General features: G+C 69.4%; 7 protein-coding genes. 4 read left to right on the plus strand and 3 right to left on the minus strand.

From position 1 onward, the window contains the following. The first annotated feature begins 119 nt into the window (after window positions 1-119). The 3 genes from fadD32 to ACN27E_RS19525 all read left to right on the plus strand — a co-directional run bounded on the left by fadD32 (window position 120) and on the right by ACN27E_RS19525 (window position 9,154). Window positions 120-2,009 (plus strand): long-chain-fatty-acid--AMP ligase FadD32, encoded by a 1,890-nt coding sequence (gene fadD32, locus ACN27E_RS19515; RefSeq protein WP_422743937.1) that lies wholly within the window; start codon window positions 120-122, stop codon window positions 2,007-2,009. A 135-nt stretch (window positions 2,010-2,144) separates the two neighbouring features. Further along, the gene (gene pks13, locus ACN27E_RS19520; protein ID WP_422749987.1) at window positions 2,145-7,574 is read left to right on the plus strand and encodes a polyketide synthase Pks13; all 5,430 of its coding nucleotides are present in this window, start codon (window positions 2,145-2,147) and stop codon (window positions 7,572-7,574) included. Continuing rightward, window positions 7,571-9,154, plus strand: a complete 1,584-nt coding sequence (locus ACN27E_RS19525) for an acyl-CoA carboxylase subunit beta (protein WP_422743938.1) — start codon at window positions 7,571-7,573, stop codon at window positions 9,152-9,154. The genes pks13 and ACN27E_RS19525 overlap by 4 nt, the downstream gene beginning before the upstream one ends. Here the strand turns inward: ACN27E_RS19525 and ACN27E_RS19530 are convergent. Continuing rightward, window positions 9,151-9,768 (minus strand): haloacid dehalogenase type II, encoded by a 618-nt coding sequence (locus ACN27E_RS19530; RefSeq protein ID WP_422743940.1) that lies wholly within the window; start codon window positions 9,766-9,768, stop codon window positions 9,151-9,153. The genes ACN27E_RS19525 and ACN27E_RS19530 overlap by 4 nt on opposite strands. A gap of 54 nt (window positions 9,769-9,822) precedes the next feature. Here ACN27E_RS19530 and ACN27E_RS19535 point away from each other — a divergent pair, with 54 nt between their 5' ends. Continuing rightward, a complete protein-coding gene (locus ACN27E_RS19535; RefSeq protein WP_422743941.1) occupies window positions 9,823-11,130 on the plus strand; it encodes a serine/threonine-protein kinase in 1,308 nt (435 codons plus the stop codon). An 11-nt stretch (window positions 11,131-11,141) separates the two neighbouring features. On the opposite strand, the gene ACN27E_RS19540 is transcribed toward ACN27E_RS19535, so the two are convergent. Together ACN27E_RS19540 and ACN27E_RS19545 are read right to left on the minus strand one after the other, a co-directional pair. Next, window positions 11,142-14,330, minus strand: a complete 3,189-nt coding sequence (locus tag ACN27E_RS19540; RefSeq protein WP_422743943.1) for an arabinosyltransferase domain-containing protein — start codon at window positions 14,328-14,330, stop codon at window positions 11,142-11,144. A gap of 5 nt (window positions 14,331-14,335) precedes the next feature. Then, entirely contained in the window at window positions 14,336-17,590 is a 3,255-nt protein-coding gene (locus ACN27E_RS19545; protein WP_422743945.1) for an arabinosyltransferase domain-containing protein, read from the minus strand. Window position 17,591: the final 1 nt, after the last annotated feature.

Raw genomic sequence — 17,591 nt, forward strand, 5'->3', positions numbered from 1 at the left:
CCGGCGGTCGGCGCGTTGCGTCGAGGTCGGCGCGTGCACCAGCCCGAGTAGCCTTTGGAAGGTTTGGGGGTTCGCGCGGTCCCGGGGGGATGACTGCGAGCTTTTGACAGGAGAGTGGGATGGCCTTTCACAACCCGTTCATCAAGGACGGACTGATCAAGTTCCCCGACAACGGCAACTTGGTGCGGCACGTCGAACGATGGGCCAAGGTGCGTGGAGACAAGCTCGCCTACCGGTTCCTGGATTTCTCCACCGAGCGGGACGGTGTCGCGCGGGATCTGAACTGGAACGACTTCGGCGCCCGCAACCGCGCCGTCGGCGCCCGGCTGCAGCAGGTCACCCAGCCCGGTGACCGCGTCGCGATCCTCTGCCCGCAGAACCTCGACTATCTGGTGGCGTTCTTCGGCACGCTGTACTCCGGCCGCATCGCCGTCCCGCTGTTCGATCCGAACGAGCCCGGCCACGTCGGACGCCTGCACGCCGTGCTCGACGACTGCCACCCGTCGGCGATCCTGACCACCACCGCCGCCGCCGAGGGGGTGCGCAAGTTCTTCCGCTCCCGTCCGGCCAACCAGCGCCCCCGCGTCATCGCCGTCGACGCGGTGCCCGACGAGGTCGGCGCCACCTGGGAGCCGGTCGAGGTCGACCAGACGACCATCGCCTACCTGCAGTACACCTCCGGTTCCACCCGCATCCCGACCGGCGTGCAGATCACGCACCTGAACCTGGCCACCAACGTCGTCCAGGTCATCGAGGCGCTGGAGGGCGAAGAGGGTGACCGCGGTGTGTCGTGGCTGCCCTTCTTCCACGACATGGGTCTGATCACGGTGCTGCTGTCGCCGATGCTCGGCCACTACATCACCTTCATGACGCCGGCCGCGTTCGTGCGCCGCCCCGGCCGCTGGATCCGCGAAATGGCCCGCAAGGAGGGCGACACCGGTGGCGTCATCTCCGTGGCGCCGAACTTCGCGTTCGACCATGCGGCGGCCCGCGGGGTGCCCAAAGACGGAGAACCGCCGATGGACCTGTCGAATATCAAGTGCATCCTCAACGGCAGCGAACCGATCTCGGCGGCCACCGTGCGCCGCTTCAACCAGGCGTTCGGGCCGTTCGGGTTCCAGCCCAAGGCGATCAAACCGTCCTACGGTCTGGCCGAGGCCACGCTGTTCGTGTCCACCACCCCGATCAGTGCCGAGCCGCGGATCATCACCGTCGATCGCGACGAGCTCAACAATCACCGCTTCGTCGAGGTGCCCTCGGATTCGCCCAAGGCAGTCGCGCAGGCCGGTGCCGGCAAGATCGGCGTCGCGGAGTGGGCGGTGATCGTCGACCACGACACCGCCACCGAACTGCCCGACGGCCAGATCGGCGAGATCTGGATCAGCGGGCAGAACATGGGCACCGGGTACTGGGGCAAGCCGGCCGAGACCGAGGCGACCTTCCACAACATCCTCAAATCGCGCACGGAGTCCAGCCATGCCGCGGGCGCGGCCGACGACGCGACCTGGGTGCGCACCGGTGATCTCGGCGCCTACCACGACGGCGAGCTCTACATCACCGGCCGGGTCAAGGATCTGGTGATCATCGACGGCCGCAACCACTATCCGCAGGATCTCGAGTACTCGGCGCAAGAGGCCACCAAGGCCCTGCGGACCGGTTTCGTCGCCGCGTTCTCGGTACCGGCCAACCAGCTGCCCGACGAGGTGTTCGAGAACGCCCACGCCGGCCTGAAGCGAAATCCGGACGACAGCTCCGAGCAGTTGGTGATCGTCGGCGAACGCGCGCCGGGTGCGCACAAGCTCGACATGGCGCCGATCGCCGACGACATCCGCGCCGCCATCGCGGTCCGCCACGGCGTCACCGTGCGCGACGTGCTGCTCACCCCGGCCGGGGCCATCCCGCGCACGTCCAGCGGCAAGATCGGCCGGCGCGCCTGCCGGTCGGCCTATCTGGACGGCAGCCTGCGCAGCGGGAAGGTCGCCAACGCCTTCCCCGACGAGACCGACTGATCGAGCTACCGCCGAGCGGGCGGGCGAAAGTGAACCAATATGTCTGAAGCACCCCAGAATTCGCCGGACCCGAGACTTGTGGCGAAGGGCGCCGGGGACGACCCGGCCGGTCCGCTGCGGCCGGCCCAGGTCGATATGACGGTCGCCGAGATGCGCGAGTGGCTGCGTAACTGGATCGCCAACGCCACCGGTCAGAGTCCCGAGAACATCGACGAGTCCACCGCGATGGTGGAGCTCGGCCTGTCCTCCCGCGACGCCGTCGCGATGGCCAGCGACATCGAGGATCTCACCGGTGTGACGCTGACGGCCACCGTGGCGTTCCGCCATCCCACGATCGAGTCGCTGGCGACGGTGATCATCGAGGGTGAGCCCGAGGTCGACCGCTCCGACGACGGTACGGACTGGAGCCGGGACCGCGATGTCGAGGACATCGCCATCGTGGGCATCGCCACCCGCTTCCCCGGCGACATGAACACCCCCGACCAGATGTGGGACGCGCTGCTCGAAGGTCGCGACGCCATCACCGATCTGCCCGAGGGCCGCTGGGAGGAGTTCCTGGCCGAGCCGCGGATCGCCGAACGGGTCGCCAAGGCCCACACCCGGGGCGGCTATCTGTCCGACATCAAGGGTTTCGACGCCGAGTTCTTCGCGCTGTCGAAGATGGAGGCCGACAACATCGATCCGCAGCAGCGGATGGCGCTCGAGCTGACGTGGGAGGCTCTCGAGCACGCCCGCATCCCGGCGTCGTCGCTGCGCGGTGAACGGGTCGGCGTCTACATCGGCGCGTCGAACAACGACTACAGCTTCATGTCGGTGGCCGATCCCGCCGTCGCGCACCCGTACGCGATCACCGGCACCACCAGCTCGATCATCGCCAACCGGGTGTCCTACTTCTACGACTTCCGCGGGCCGTCGATGGCGATCGACACCGCCTGTTCAAGTTCGCTGGTCGCCGCCCACCAGGGCGTGGCGGCGCTGCGTGCCGGGGAGGCCGACGTGGCGGTGGTGGGCGGCGTCAATGCGCTGATCACCCCGCTGGTGACCATCGGTTTCGACGAGGTGGGCGGGGTGCTCGCCCCGGACGGCCGGATCAAGTCGTTCTCCGCCGACGCCGACGGCTATGCCCGCTCCGAGGGGGCGGGCATGCTGGTGCTCAAGCGCCTGTCCGACGCCCGCCGTGACGGCGACGAGATCTTCGCGGTGATCGCGGGGAGCGCGGTCAACCACGACGGTCGCTCCAACGGTCTGCTGGCGCCGAATCCGGACGCGCAGGCCGAGGTGCTGCGCAAGGCCTACAAGGACGCCGGCATCAACCCCCGCGATGTCGACTACATCGAGGCGCACGGCACCGGCACCATCCTCGGTGACCCGATCGAGGCCGACGCGCTGGGCCGGGTGGTCGGACGCAACCGGTCCGCCGAACAGCCCGCCCTGCTGGGCGCGGTGAAATCCAATGTCGGACACCTGGAGTCGGCGGCGGGCGCGGCGAGCCTGGCGAAGGTCGCGCTGGCGTTGCGCAACGACAAACTGCCCCCGTCGATCAACTACGCCGGACCCAACCCCTACATCGACTTCAACGCGGTGCGACTGAAGGTCAACGACACCGTCAGCGACTGGCCGCGCTACAGCGGCACGGCGATCGCGGGCGTCTCGGGCTTCGGCTTCGGCGGCGCGAACGCGCATCTGGTGCTGCGCGAGGTGTTGCCCGGCGATCTGGTCGAACCCGAACCCGAAGAGGTCGTCGAGGCCACCGCCGCACCGAACGAGGCGACCGCCGTCTATGTCGGCGGGGTCCGGATGGACGAGTACGGCGAGTTCGTCACCGACGATGACGACGACGATCTCGACACGCCCGCCGCGGCCGCCGAGCCCGAATACGAACTGCCCGGGATGACCGACGAGGCCAAGCGCCTGCTCGAGGCCGCCCGTCAGGAGCTCGAAGCGAAAGATCAGACCGATCCGCTTGTCCCGCTTGCTGTTTCGGCGTTTCTGACGTCGCGCAAGCGCGCCGCGGCCGCCGAACTCGCGGACTGGATCGACAGCGAGGAGGGTCGGGCGTCGTCGCTGGAGGCGATCGGGCGTTCGCTGTCGCGGCGTAACCACGGTCGCTCGCGGGCGATCGTGCTGGCCCGCGACCACGACGAGGCGGTCAAGGGGCTGCGCGCCCTGGCCGAGGGTAAGCAGAGTCCGAGCGTGTACGCCGCCGACGGCCCGGTCGCCAACGGTCCGGTGTGGGTGCTCGCCGGGTTCGGTGCGCAGCACCGCAAGATGGGCAAGAGCCTGTACCTGCGCAACGAGGTGTTCGCCGAGTGGATCAACAAGGTGGACAGCCTCATTCAGGATGAGCGTGGGCACTCGATTCTCGAGCTGATCCTCGACGATGCGATCGACTACAGCGACGAGACCACCGAGCTGCCGATCGAGAAGGTGCAGCTGGTCATCTTCGCCATCCAGATCGCGCTCGGTGAACTGCTGCGCCACCACGGCGCCAAACCCGGGGCGGTGATCGGTCAGAGCCTCGGTGAGGCCGCCGCGGCGTATTTCTCCGGCGGGCTGTCCCTGGAGGACGCCACCCGCACCATCTGCTCGCGCAGCCACCTGATGGGTGAGGGCGAGGCGATGTTGTTCGGTGAGTACATCCGCCTGATGGCGCTGGTGGAGTACTCGGCCGACGAGATCAAGACGGTGTTCTCCGACTATCCGGATCTGGAGGTGTGCGTCTACGCCGCCCCCACCCAGACCGTGATCGGTGGGCCGCCGGCCCAGGTCGACGCGATCATCGCCCGGGCCGAGCAGGAGGGCAAGTTCGCCCGCAAGTTCCAGACCAAGGGCGCCAGCCACACCACGCAGATGGATCCGCTGCTGGGTGAGCTGGCCGCCGAATTGATCGGCATCACCCCGCATCCGCTGCAGACCGGCTACTACTCGACCGTGCACGAGGGCAAGTTCCTGCGCGCGGGCAGCGACCCGATCCACGACGTGGACTACTGGAAGAAGGGGCTGCGCCACAGCGTCTACTTCACCCACGGCATCCGTAACGCTGTCGACAACGGACACACCACGTTCCTCGAGTTGGCGCCGAATCCGGTGGCGCTCATGCAGGTCGGCCTGACGACGATGACCGCGGGTCTGCACGACGGTCAGCTCATCGCGACGCTGGCGCGCAAACAGGACGAGGTCGATTCGATGACCACGGCCATGGCGCAGTTGTTCGTGCACGGCCACGATCTGGATATGCGCACCCTGTTCCCGCGCCGGCACCGCGGACTGGCCGGTGCGCTGGACTACGCGAACATCCCGCCGACGACGTTCCGGCGCAAGCCGCACTGGCTCGCCGTCCGGTTCAGCGGGGACAACGCCGGTGTCATGCCGGGTAGCCACGTCGCCACTCCGGACGGCCGCCATGTGTGGGAGTACAACCCCCGTGGTGCCACCGATCTGGCCCAGTTGGTGAAATCGGCGGCCTCGCAGGTGTTCTCCGACGCCGCGGTGACCGCCGCCGAACAGCGCGCGGTGCCCGGTGACGGCGCGCGTCTGGTGACCACGCTGACCCGGCATCCGGGTGGGGCGTCGGTGCAGGTGCACGCGCGGATCGAGGAATCGTTCACGCTCGTCTACGACGCCATCGTCACCCGCGGCGGCGCGGCGCAGGCTGGATTGCCGCTGTCCGCGGCGGGGCAACTGCCGGCCGCGGTGGCCACCGGAACCGTTGCCGCGCAACCGGAGTCGTCGGTTCCGGCCGAACCGGAGCCCGACGACGCGGCGATTCTGTCGGACAATCTCACCGCCGGTGCGAATCTCGGTGCCGGACTGGGTAAGTGGTCGCCGGACTCGGGTGAGGCGGTGCGCGACCGGCTCGGGCTGATCGTCGGCAGCGCGATGGGTTACGAGCCCGAGGACCTGCCGTGGGAGGTGCCGCTGATCGAGCTGGGCCTCGATTCGCTGATGGCGGTGCGGATCAAGAACCGGGTCGAATACGACTTCGACCTGCCGCCGATCCAGCTGACCGCGGTCCGCGACGCGAACCTGTACGCGGTCGAGCAGCTGATCACCTATGCGATCGAGCATCGCGACGAGGTCGATCAGTTGGCCGAATCGCAGAAGGGCAAGACCGCCGAGGAGATCGCCGCCGAACAGGCCGAGCTGATGGGCGGCGCGTCCACCGTCGCCGAACTCGAGGAGAAGCTGGCCGAGGCCGGTCACCCGCTGGCCACGGCGGAAGCCTCCGAACAGGCCGCCGTGATCAGCGGTGCCAATCCGGCGACGGCCGTGACGCCGGCCCCCGATCCGCAGGCCGAACCGTCCACTCAGAGCAGCGACATCCCGGCTCCGCCGACCGATCCGTCCGGCCCGGGAATCCCGCCGCCGCCGACCGATCCGTCGGGTCCGACGCAGCCCGGTCCGTCGCAGTCCACCGTGGCCGCGGCGTCGAAGGTGCTGACCCAGGAGGCGGTCACCGAGGCGTTGGGCTCCGATGTGCCGCCGCGCGACGCCGCCGAACGCGTGACGTTCGCGACGTGGGCGATCGTCACGGGCAAGTCGCCGGGCGGCATCTTCAACGAGCTGCCGAAGGTCGACGCCACCACCGCGGCCAAGATCGCCGAGCGGCTGACCGAACGCGTCGACGAGGGGACGATCACCGCCGACGACGTGACCTCCGCCAAGACCGTCGAGGAACTCGCCACCACGGTGCGCGACTACCTCGAGGGCGGCAAGGTGGACGGCTTCGTCCGGACGATCCGCGCGCCCCAGGAGGGCAGCGAGAGCATCCCGGTGTTCGTGTTCCACGCCGCGGGCGGTTCGACGGTGGTCTACGAGCCGCTGCTCAAACGGCTGCCCGCCGACACCCCGATGTACGGCATCGAGCGGGTCGAGGGTTCCATCGAGGAGCGGGCGCGGGAGTACGTGCCGAAGCTGATGGAGCTCAACGGCTGGGTCGACGGAAGAAGGGGCAGCCCGTTCATCCTGGCGGGCTGGTCGCTGGGCGGCGTCCTGGCCTACGCCTGCGCGATCGGGCTCAAGGACGCCGGCGCCGACGTCCGGTTCGTCGGGCTGATCGACGCCGTGCGCCCGGGGGAGCCGATCCCGCGCACCCAGGAGGAGACCCGCAAGCGCTGGGACCGCTACGCCCGGTTCGCCGAGCGCACCTTCAACGTCGAGGTGCCCGAGATCCCCTACGAGGAACTCGAACAACTCGACGACGAGGGACAGGTGCGGTTCGTGCTCGACGTGGTCAGCCAGAGTGGGGTGCAGATCCCGGGCGGCATCATCGAGCACCAGCGCACGTCCTATCTGGACCAGCGCGCCATCGACCTCGCCGACATCAAGCCCTACGACGGGTCGGTCACGCTGTACATGGCCGACCGCTACCACGACGACGCGATCTACTTCGAGCCCGCCTACGCCACCCGCAAGCCCGACGGCGGCTGGGGTGAGTTCGTCACCGATCTGGAGATCGTCCCGATCGGGGGTGAACACATCCAGGCGATCGACGAGCCGTACATTGCCAAGGTGGGCGCCCATATGAGCGAGGCGATCAACCGCATCGAGAGCGAGGCGAAGTGACGGAAGCACCAGCCGCTGCAGTTTCCCCCGCGCACCAGCAGACCACGGCCGAGAAGCTGGCCGAGCTGCGCGAGAAGCTGGAACTGGCCAAGGACCCCGGCGACGAGAAGGCCAAGGCCCGCCGCGACCGCAAGGGTCTGCCCAGCGCCCGGGCGCGGATCCACGCGCTGCTCGACCCGGGCAGCTTCCTGGAGATCGGCGCGCTGGCCAAGACGCCGGGCGATCCCAACGCGCTCTACGGCGACGGTGTGGTGACCGGTCACGGGACCATCAACGGCCGGCCGGTCGGGGTGTTCAGCCACGACCAGACGGTGTTCCAGGGTTCGGTCGGCGAGATGTTCGGCCGCAAGGTCGCCCGCCTGATGGAGTGGGTGGCGATGGTGGGCTGCCCGATCATCGGCATCAACGACTCCGCCGGCGCCCGCATCCAGGACGCGGTGACGTCGCTGGCCTGGTACGCCGAACTGGGCCGGCGGCATGAACTGCTGCGCGGTCTGGTGCCGGAGATCTCGATCATCCTGGGCAAGTGCGCCGGTGGTGCGGTGTACTCGCCGATCCAGACCGACCTGGTGGTCGCGGTGCGCGACCAGGGCTACATGTTCGTCACCGGGCCCGACGTCATCAAGGACGTCACCGGTGAGGACGTCAGCCTCGACGAACTCGGCGGCGCCGACGCCCAGGCACGTTACGGCAACATCCACCAGGTCGTCGAGAACGAGGCCGCGGCGTTCCAGTACGTCCGCGACTATCTGGAGTTCTTGCCGCCCAACACGTTCGACGACGCGCCGGTGGTGAACCCCGGCCTGGAGCCGGAGGTCACCCCGCACGATCTGGAGCTGGACACGATCGTGCCGGACGCCGACAACGTGGCCTACGACATGCACGAGATCCTGCTGCGGATCTTCGACGACGGTGACGTGTTCGACGTGGCCGCCAACCAGGGTCAGGCCATCATCACCGCCTTCGCCAGGGTGGACGGCCGCTCGGTGGGTGTGGTCGCCAACCAGCCGATGTATCTGTCGGGGTCGATCGACAATGAGGCCTCCGACAAGGCCGCCCGGTTCATCCGGTTCTGCGACTCCTACAACCTGCCGCTGGTCTTCGTGGTCGACACCCCCGGCTTCATGCCGGGTGTCGAGCAGGAGAAGGGCGGCATCATCAAACGCGGTGGCCGCTTCCTCAACGCCGTCGTCGAAGCCGACGTGCCGAAGGTGACGATCACCATCCGCAAGTCCTACGGCGGCGCGTACGCGGTGATGGGGTCCAAGCAGCTCTCGGCGGATCTGAACTTCGCCTGGCCGACCGCGCGCATCGCGGTGATCGGCGCCGAAGGCGCGGCCCAGCTGCTGGTCAAGCGCTTCCCGGATCCGACGGCGCCCGAGGTGCAGAAGATCCGCGCCGATTTCATCGAGGGGTACAACCTCAATATGGCCACGCCGTGGATCGCTGCCGAACGCGGCTTCATCGACGCGGTGATCCAGCCGCACGAGACGCGGCTGCTGCTGCGCAAGTCGATGCGCCTGCTACGCGACAAGCAGATCACCCGGGTGCAGCGCAAGCACGGCCTGACCCCGATCTAGTCCGCGATCTGCTCCGCGACCGCGACCAGATCGTCGCCGGTGATGTCCGGTTGCGGTCCGACGGGGATCAGGTGCTGGCCGGGCCGGGCCACGAACGCCGCCCGGCAACCCGCCGCCAGCGCGCCGGCGATGTCCCAGCCGTGCGCGGCCACCAGGCGCACCTCGGCGATCGCCACGTCGAATTCACGGGCGACCAGCTGGTAGGCCCGCGCGTCCGGCTTCAGGGCCGCCACCTGGTCGGCGGACAGGATGGCCGCGAACCGGTCGGCGATGCCGGCGTGGGTGAGCTGTTCGGTGACCACCGGCAGCGGGGAGTTGGTCAGCGCCACCAGGGTGTGCCCGGTGAGCCGGTCCAGTGCCGGGACGACGTCGGGGTGCAGCGGTAGGCGGCGCATGGCCGCGGCGATCTCGTCGGCGCCACCGATGCCGAGCATCTGCAGGGCGGCGCGCTGGGCGGTGGGGAAGTCGACATAGTTCTCGGTCAGTCCCCCGACGAATGCCACCTGCAGCATCTGGGCGAACCAGCGGGTGCGCTGCTCAGCACCACCCAGCAGCGGGTCCAGTGCCCGCAGGTCGAGCAGCGTTTCGTTGACGTCGAACGCGATGACCGTCATGGATTCGAGCGTACGGCGGTCACCGGCTCAACCGGGTGCCCGTAGTATTCGCCCATGCCGCTCACAGAAGGCGAGGTGATCGCCGGCTATCAGATCCTGCGGTCGCTCGGCGCCGGCGGCATGGGCGAGGTGTACCTCGCGCAGCATCCGCGGTTGCCGCGCCGGGACGCCCTCAAGGTGCTCTCCGCGACGGTGAGCACCGACGAGGAGTATCGCCAGCGGTTCCTGCGGGAAGCCGAGATCGCCGCCACGCTGTGGCATCCGCACATCGTCGCGGTGCACGACCGGGGGGATCACGACGGCCGGCTGTGGATCTCGATGGACTTCGTCGAGGGCACCGATGCGGCTCGGCTGCTCGCGCAGAGCCATCCGAACGGGATGCCCGCCGACGACGTGGTTCGTATCATCACCGCGGTCGCCGCGGCGCTGGACTACGCCCACCAGCGCAATCTGTTCCACCGCGACGTGAAACCGGCCAACATCCTGATCGCCGACCCGGGTTCACCGCATGAACGCGCGCTGCTGGCCGACTTCGGGATCGCCCGGCGCGCCGACGACACCGGCGGACTGACCGGCACCAACATGACCGTCGGCACGGTCGCCTACGCGGCCCCCGAACAGCTGCTGGGGCAGCCGCTGGACGGGCGGGCCGATCAGTACGCCCTGGCCGCTACGGCCTACCAGCTGCTGACCGGCCGACCGCTGTTCCAGCATTCGAATCCGGCGGTGGTGATCAGCTCACATCTGACCGCCGACCCACCGCCGATCGGCGTCATGCGTCCCGAGCTGTCGAGTCTGGGTCCGGTGTTCGACCGGGCGCTGGCCAAGTCGCCGAAGGACCGCTTCGACCACTGCGTCGACTTCGCCCGCGCCCTGGAGCACCACATCGTCGCCGACGACGCCACCGGGCCGACGGTGTCGGCGAAGGCGGCGGCGCGGCCCGGTCCGGCCGCACCGGCGCCGCAGGGCCAGGGCCGGCGCGGGTGGTTGGTCGGGGCCGGGGTGCTGGCGGTGGTGGCGGTCGTCGCGGCGGGCAGCGCCATCTGGCTGCTCGGCCGCGACAGCGACAAGACGGCGGCCCCCGCGTCGCCCACGATGCCGGTGGTGGTGATCGGCGCGAACTGCGCGACGATGGGCGCGGCCGGGGTGACCAACACGGGTGCGCCCGCATACTGCGCCGAGCTGACCGACACCAACCAGACCATCTGGTCGAAGTACCAGGGTCAGTTCGACAGCCCGTCGGTCCCCACCGGGATGGACCCGCGCGAGGCCAACGTGCGGGTCTGCGTGGAGCAGACCAAGCGCTCCGCCGCGGACTGCTCGGCCGAGATCGACCGGCAGAACGGCTCCCCGCAGAGCTAGCCTGATCGCCGCTACGGCTGGAAGCGCATCGACCCCGGACTGGACAGCCCGCTGTGGGTGTCGGTGCCCAGCTCGATCTGCGCGGGCTGCGCGTCGACGATGGTGTCGAAGCGGCGCAGCGAACCCCAGTCCTGACCCCAGTCGTTGGACAGATAGGTCGACATGACCGAGGCCCGCAACAACAGGTCGGTGATCCCGAGCAGGCCGCCGTTCTTGCCGTCCTGCCAGGTATCGGTGCTCTGCAGCTTGGCGTAGTAGTCCGGCGAGATCCGGAATTTCGGGATCTCGGTGACGCCGTTGGCGTGCAGCATCGGCTGCTGGCACGGGAACGCCAGGCCCACCGCCCAGTCCATCAGCACCGGTTCCGTGGAGCCCACGTACTCCTGGACGCTGCGCACCTCGGGCACCCGCGGCGGTGTCACGGCGATCCAGTCACCCTGACCCAGTGAGAGATCCTCGGCGATCACCCGCACGGCCACGGCGTCGGCCGGGATCTGTGCCCGGGGATAGCGCAGGTTGCGCCACGACGGAGTCGGCCCGATGTCGAAGGGGCTGACGCGACCCGCGGGCACCGGCGCCCCGTCGGGGCCGCGCACCGCGTATTCGAGTTCGACGGTCTGACCGTCGGTGAACGCGTTGGCGACGCTGGTCCCGGCGATGGTTCCCGCCGCGGTGATCACCACCAGCGGGTGGGCGTCGTCGGGCGGGGGGAGTTCGTACCACGCCGAGGCCAGTTTGGCTTCCTGCTGCGTCTCGGTCGAGTAGGTGCCGGCCACCGGCACCCGCGCCGGGTCCAGGCCGTAGGGCAGCGGCACCGTCGAGCCGTTGACGCCCGGGCGCGACAGTGCGATCGGGCGGTTCCAGTCGTAGTCCGTGCCGGGTTGCGGATTGTTCAGCCGGATCGCCTCGGCGATGATCCGATCGGGGACGCCGTTGGGGGAGAAGCCGGTGGCGTCGACGCCGCCGAGGGGCCCCAGCGGGCCGTACCGGCCGGGCAGCGGCCGCAGGAAGCCGTCGTTGGAATCGGGTTCGACCAGTACGTCGTCGGCCAGTCCGCAGCCGCCGGCGAATGCGCGGACATTGGCCCAGCCGTTGGAGTAGGTCGGGTACTGGCGCACCACTCCGACCGCCATCGAGGCCACCATGACCAGCACCATGAAACCGGCGGCGATCGGGATCGGCGCCCTGGTCAGTGCCGTGACGACGCGCGACTCGCGGGTGTTGCCGATGTGCAAGAGGAACGCCCACAGTGCCGCCAGCCCGCACAGCACGAAGAACACCGCACTGACGGTGACCCCGCCGATCTGCGGCACCGACGTGTTGAACGGGGCGCCGAAGTTCGAGACGTACCACCAGCCGTTGGTGGAGGCGAAGCACATCGCCAGGACGAACAGCACTGCGGCCAGGAAGGCCATCCGGTTGCGTGCCGAGCGCAGCACCACCGGGCTCACCATCACCGTCGCCAACGCGGCCATCGCCCCGCCCACCGCGGCGAACAGACCGAAGTGGTGGATCCACTTGGTGGGGGTGAACATCAGGAAGAAGATGGTGGCGAAGATGACGCCCATCAGCCGCCAGGCCGGACCGCGCGCGACGCCGGGCACCCGCTTGCGCCGCAGCATGATGAACAGCGACGAGAACAGGCATAGCGCGGTGAACATGAACGCCACCCGCCGCGCGATCGCACCGTCCACGGTCGGCAGGATCAGGTAGTAGTAGCGCAGGTTCTCGGTGTACCACTCCTGGCTGGGCCCGATCGCCGTGCGGATCTTGGTGGCCTCGAGGACCGTGGCCAGCGTCTGGTCGGCGAACACCACTGCCAGGACGACGGTGCCCGCGGCCAGCAGCGGTGCCAGCAGCGGCCACGTGCCGACCAGCTGGCGACGCCGCATCAGGATGCGCAGGATGGGCCGGCCGCCGGCCAGCAGGGCGGCCACCGCGATCAGCCCGGTCGGCTGGATGCCGAGCGTGAACGCCGCCGTGGTGACGGCCAGCGCTGCGGGGGTGAGCCGGCCCGAGGTCACCGCGCGTTCGATCAGCACGTAGGTGATCAGCGCGCCGGTGGCGATCTGTCCTTCGGGCCGCAGGCCGTTGTTGAACGGCATCCAGGCGCCCAGTAGCACGAAGCCGGCCGCCCACAGTGCCGGGCGACTGGCGATGACCGCGGGCCCGAGGCGGGGCAGCACCTCCCGGGACAGCAGCAGCCAGCACACGACCGAACAGATCAGGTCGGGCAGCCGGATCCAGATGCTGGCCGTGCTCACATGCGTCATCAGGGCCAGCACGTTGTAGTACCAGCCGAAGGGATCCTCCGGGCTGCCGAACCAGCGGAAGTAGTTCGACATGTAGCCGGCGTGGTCGGCCACCCGGGCCATCTGCAGGATGTAGCCGTCGTCGGAAGAGTTCGCGCCGATCACGTACCAGATCGCGAAGCCACCGAGGACCACCACGTCCACCGCGGTGAGGGTGCGCCAGCGGGTCGGGATCAGGCGGTGCATGCGCCGGCCGTCGAGCCGGTCCAGCCGCCACAGCGCGAGCAGGGCGAGACCGGTGCACACGATGGACAGCAGGATCGCGGCCAGCTTGAGTGCGGTCGGTTGGGTGGTGAAGCGGGTGTCGATCTGCGCCGAGAACGACAGCCCGGGCGGGGCGGGACCGGTGAGGTCGGTGAACACGCCGACGATCGCGGGCCGCAGATTCGGATCGGCGTATCCGGTGCGCTGGGGTTGGCCGGCGTTCTCGCCGGAGTCCTGGGTCAGGCCGACGAAGTCGGCGTAGGTGCCGTCCAATGAGGAGGTGATGTCGAGGCGCTCGCAGCCCGCCATCCGGTCGCGGTCGACGCTGGCGATCACCACATTGCGCACGATGACGTCGACGCGATCCTGCGAGACGGTGACCAGCATCGCGTTCAGCGCGGCGTCACGGCCCTGTTCGGGTGCGGTGCCCAGCACCAGGCCGCCGTCGGCGGGCATGTCCCGCACGACCGAACACGGGATCGACGCGGTCAGGCTCACCGGCGCCTGGGAGATGAGCGGCGCGGTGAGATTGTCGAGCCGATTCTGCTGGGGCCAGTTCAGCGTCGCGGTGGTCTGGGTGACCGGCAGCAGCGGAACCGCCACCGCGGCCAGGAAGCCGAGCAGGCCGGCGATCGTCGCCACCCAGCGCGCGATCTTCACGTCCTTCGTCACGTCGTTCGTCACGTCGTTCACGGCAGGGCCCTGATCGGGCCGCCGCGGCTCCAGCCGAACACTCGTTTCGACCCTTCCTCGATCGCGGCGTCGGGCGCCTCGGCTGCCGGCACCACCCGCAGATAGCGCTCGAGCGAACCCCAGTCCCGGTACCAGTCGTCGCGCAGATAGGTCGGGATCGACTGGGTGCGCAGCAGCGCCTGGATGAACAGGAACGGTCCGCCGTCCTCGGCGGCCTGCCACTGGTTCGACGACACCACGATCTGCTTGAAGTTGGGCATGATGCGGTACTCGGGCAGTTCGGCGACCCCGAGGTGTTCGGCGAACGGCCGCTGACACGGGAAGTTCGCGGCGGTGGCGATGTCCATCAGCACCGGGGTGTCACGGCCCAGGTAGGCGCTGGCGGTCTGCAGCACCGGCACCCGCGGCGGCGTGAAGCCGAACCACTGGTCCTCCGACAGGTTCGGGTCGTCGGCGACGATGCGGGCGACGTTCGCCTCCGGCGGCGCCGTGGACAGCGGGAACCGCAGGTTGCGCCAGGCCTTCTGCTGGAAGATGTCGATCGGGTAGACCTCGTTGAGCGCCTGGTAGGAACCGTCGGGCCGGTGCACACCCCACTGCAGTTTGAGTGACTGTCCGTAGTTGAACGAACCGTCCTCGTTGTAGTACCAGATGGCTCCGGCGGCGGCGACGCTCACCAGCGGGCGGTCCGGGCTGCGGGGCGGCAGCTGGTACCAGACCGAGGTCGCCTTGGCGGCGAGGGTGTTCTCGTCGAAGCTACCCATCACCGGTGTGGTGGCCGGGTCCAGCCCGAACGGCAGGAACACCCGCGACCCGTTGACGCCCTCGGGTCCGTAGCCGCCGCCGGTGCCCGCGGCGTAGCCGACGCCGATGTTCGGCTTGTCGACCGGTCCGTCGGTGTTGGGGGTGCCCGGGTTCGCGGCCACCGGTTCGGCGGGTTCGAGGGTGTCGCTGATGCCGTTGGGGGTGAAGCCGACGGGGTCCACACCGCCCAGCGGCCCGTATTCGCCGAAGCGCTGACCGGGCACCGGCTCCAGCATGCCGACGTTGGTGTCGGCTTCGACGAGCACATGGTCGGCCATGGCGCAGCTGGTGTCGGACAGACCGGACTTCAGCGCCGCCAGATTGGCCGACCCGATGGTGTAGACGGGGTAGCGACCGGCGGTGGCCTTCAGCATCGACCCCAGTTCCAGGACCACCATGATCACCGCGACGATCAGCAGCGGTGTGGAGGCCAGCGCCCGGTTGCGGCCGGTGTCGGCGACCTCGGTGTGACCGGCGTAGTCGATCCGGAAGTGCAGCCAGCCCGCGAGCAGACCGCAGGCGATCGCCAGCACCAGGAAGATGGTGGTGACCGGGAAGCCGAGGATCACCGGTTGCTTGTCGAACCACGGCACGCCGTAGTTGGCGTTGTAGAACCAGCCGTTGATGCCTGAGGTCGCCCACGCCAGCACGAACAGCAGCGCCGTCACGTAGAGCGCCAGATTGCGTCGGCTGTGCAGTCCGACCCGGGCGAACGCGAACGCCGTCACCCCGCCCAGCGCACCGGCCAGCCCGGCGAACGCACCGAATTGGACCGCCCACTTGGTCGGGGTGAGCGTCAGCAGCAGCAGGCCGAACCCGGTGGTGCCGAGCAATCGCCACACCGGGCCGTTGACCGCGCCGGGCAGACTGCCGCGGCGCAGCAGCACCGCGATCAGGCCGAACAGGCACAGCAGCAGGATCAGCACCGAGAAACGCCGGGCCAGGGAGCCGTCGACGCTCTCTTCGACGGTCAGATAGTAGTAGCGCAGGAACTCCTGGTACCACGGCACGGTCGGCCCGACGACGTATTTGATCCGCACCGATTCGGCGACGGTGGCCAGCGTCTGATCCCGGAACACGACGACGAACAGCAGCGACGCCGCGGCGGCCAGCGGCGCCAACGACGACATCAGCCCGGTCACCGGGCGCCGCACCGCGATCATGTGGGTGATCTGACGCGCGCCCACCAGCAGCGGCGCCACGGCGATCAGGCCCTGTGGGGCCAGCGTCACCGAGAACACCGCGACGACGATGCCGACGGCGTAGGGCCACAGCCGGCGCGTGCCCACGGCCTGTTCGACCAGGATCCAGATGACGGTCACCCCGAGCGCGATCAGCGGTTCGGGGCGCAGACCGTTGTTGAACGGCAGCCACGCTGCCAGGAAGACCGCGCCGGCGGTGAGGACCGCGACCCGGTTACGGGCCAGGCGGCGGCCCAGCCGGGGCAGCACGCAGCGGCTGATCACCAGCCAGGTGGCGATCGCGGCGGCGGTGGCGGGCAGGCGCATCCACACGCTGTCGGTGCTGATCGAGGCCAGGTGGGCCAGCACGCTCTGATACCAGTCGAACGGGGCCTCGGTCGCGCCGAAGTAGCGGAAGTAGTTGGTGGTGTACCCGGCGTCGTCGGCGACCCGGGCGATGGTGATGTTGTAGCCGTCGTCGGACGATTGGGCTCCGACGATATGCCAGATCAGCAGGCCGGCGATGACGGCGGCGTCGGTCAGCCACGTCCACAGCCCGGCCCGCCAGAAGCGCCGGAACGCCCCCGGCAGGGTGCGGCCGACGCGGCGGTCCAGGAGCGCCAGGGCGACGATCGAGGCGAGCACGCACACCACGCCCAGCACCATCACCAGCAGCTTGAGCGCGGTGGGCGACGTGATGAAGCGGGTGTCGACGTCGATGCGGGCGCGCACCCCGGAATCGGGTCCGACCCGCAGGTCGGTGAACACCCCGGAGACCTGGGGCCGCTTATCGGGCGGGAGGGTGCCGCTGGCGTTGGGGATGCCCACGAAGTCGGCGCCGACCGCGCCGACGTTGGCCCATACCCGCAGTTCACTGCACGCCCCGGCCCGCACGGCCGCGCGGGGGGCGACCGCGGCGACGGTGTCGCGGAAGGCGACATAGACATCGTCGGCGTTGGCGCGGACGAACAGGCCGTTACGGCCGGCGTCGATACCGCCCGGCGGATTGGTGGAGAACACCAGTCCGCCCTCGGCGGGCAGGGTGCCGATCGCGGCGCAGGGGATCGTGACGTCGAGCGCCTTGGGCGCCCCGGACACCAGCGGCGCGGTCAGGTCACCGACCAGACCGTCCGCGTTGGGGGCCTGCGGCCACAGGATCGTGGCGGTGGTCTGTTTGACCGGGAGCAGGGGAACCAGCGCGCACAGCAGTACGCCCGCCAATCCCGCCAGGACGGCGATCAGGCGGGTGATGCGGTGGGCGGGCACG

Origin of the sequence: Mycobacterium sp. WMMD1722, from assembly GCF_049315205.1 — a bacterium.
GTDB lineage: Bacteria > Actinomycetota > Actinomycetes > Mycobacteriales > Mycobacteriaceae > Mycobacterium.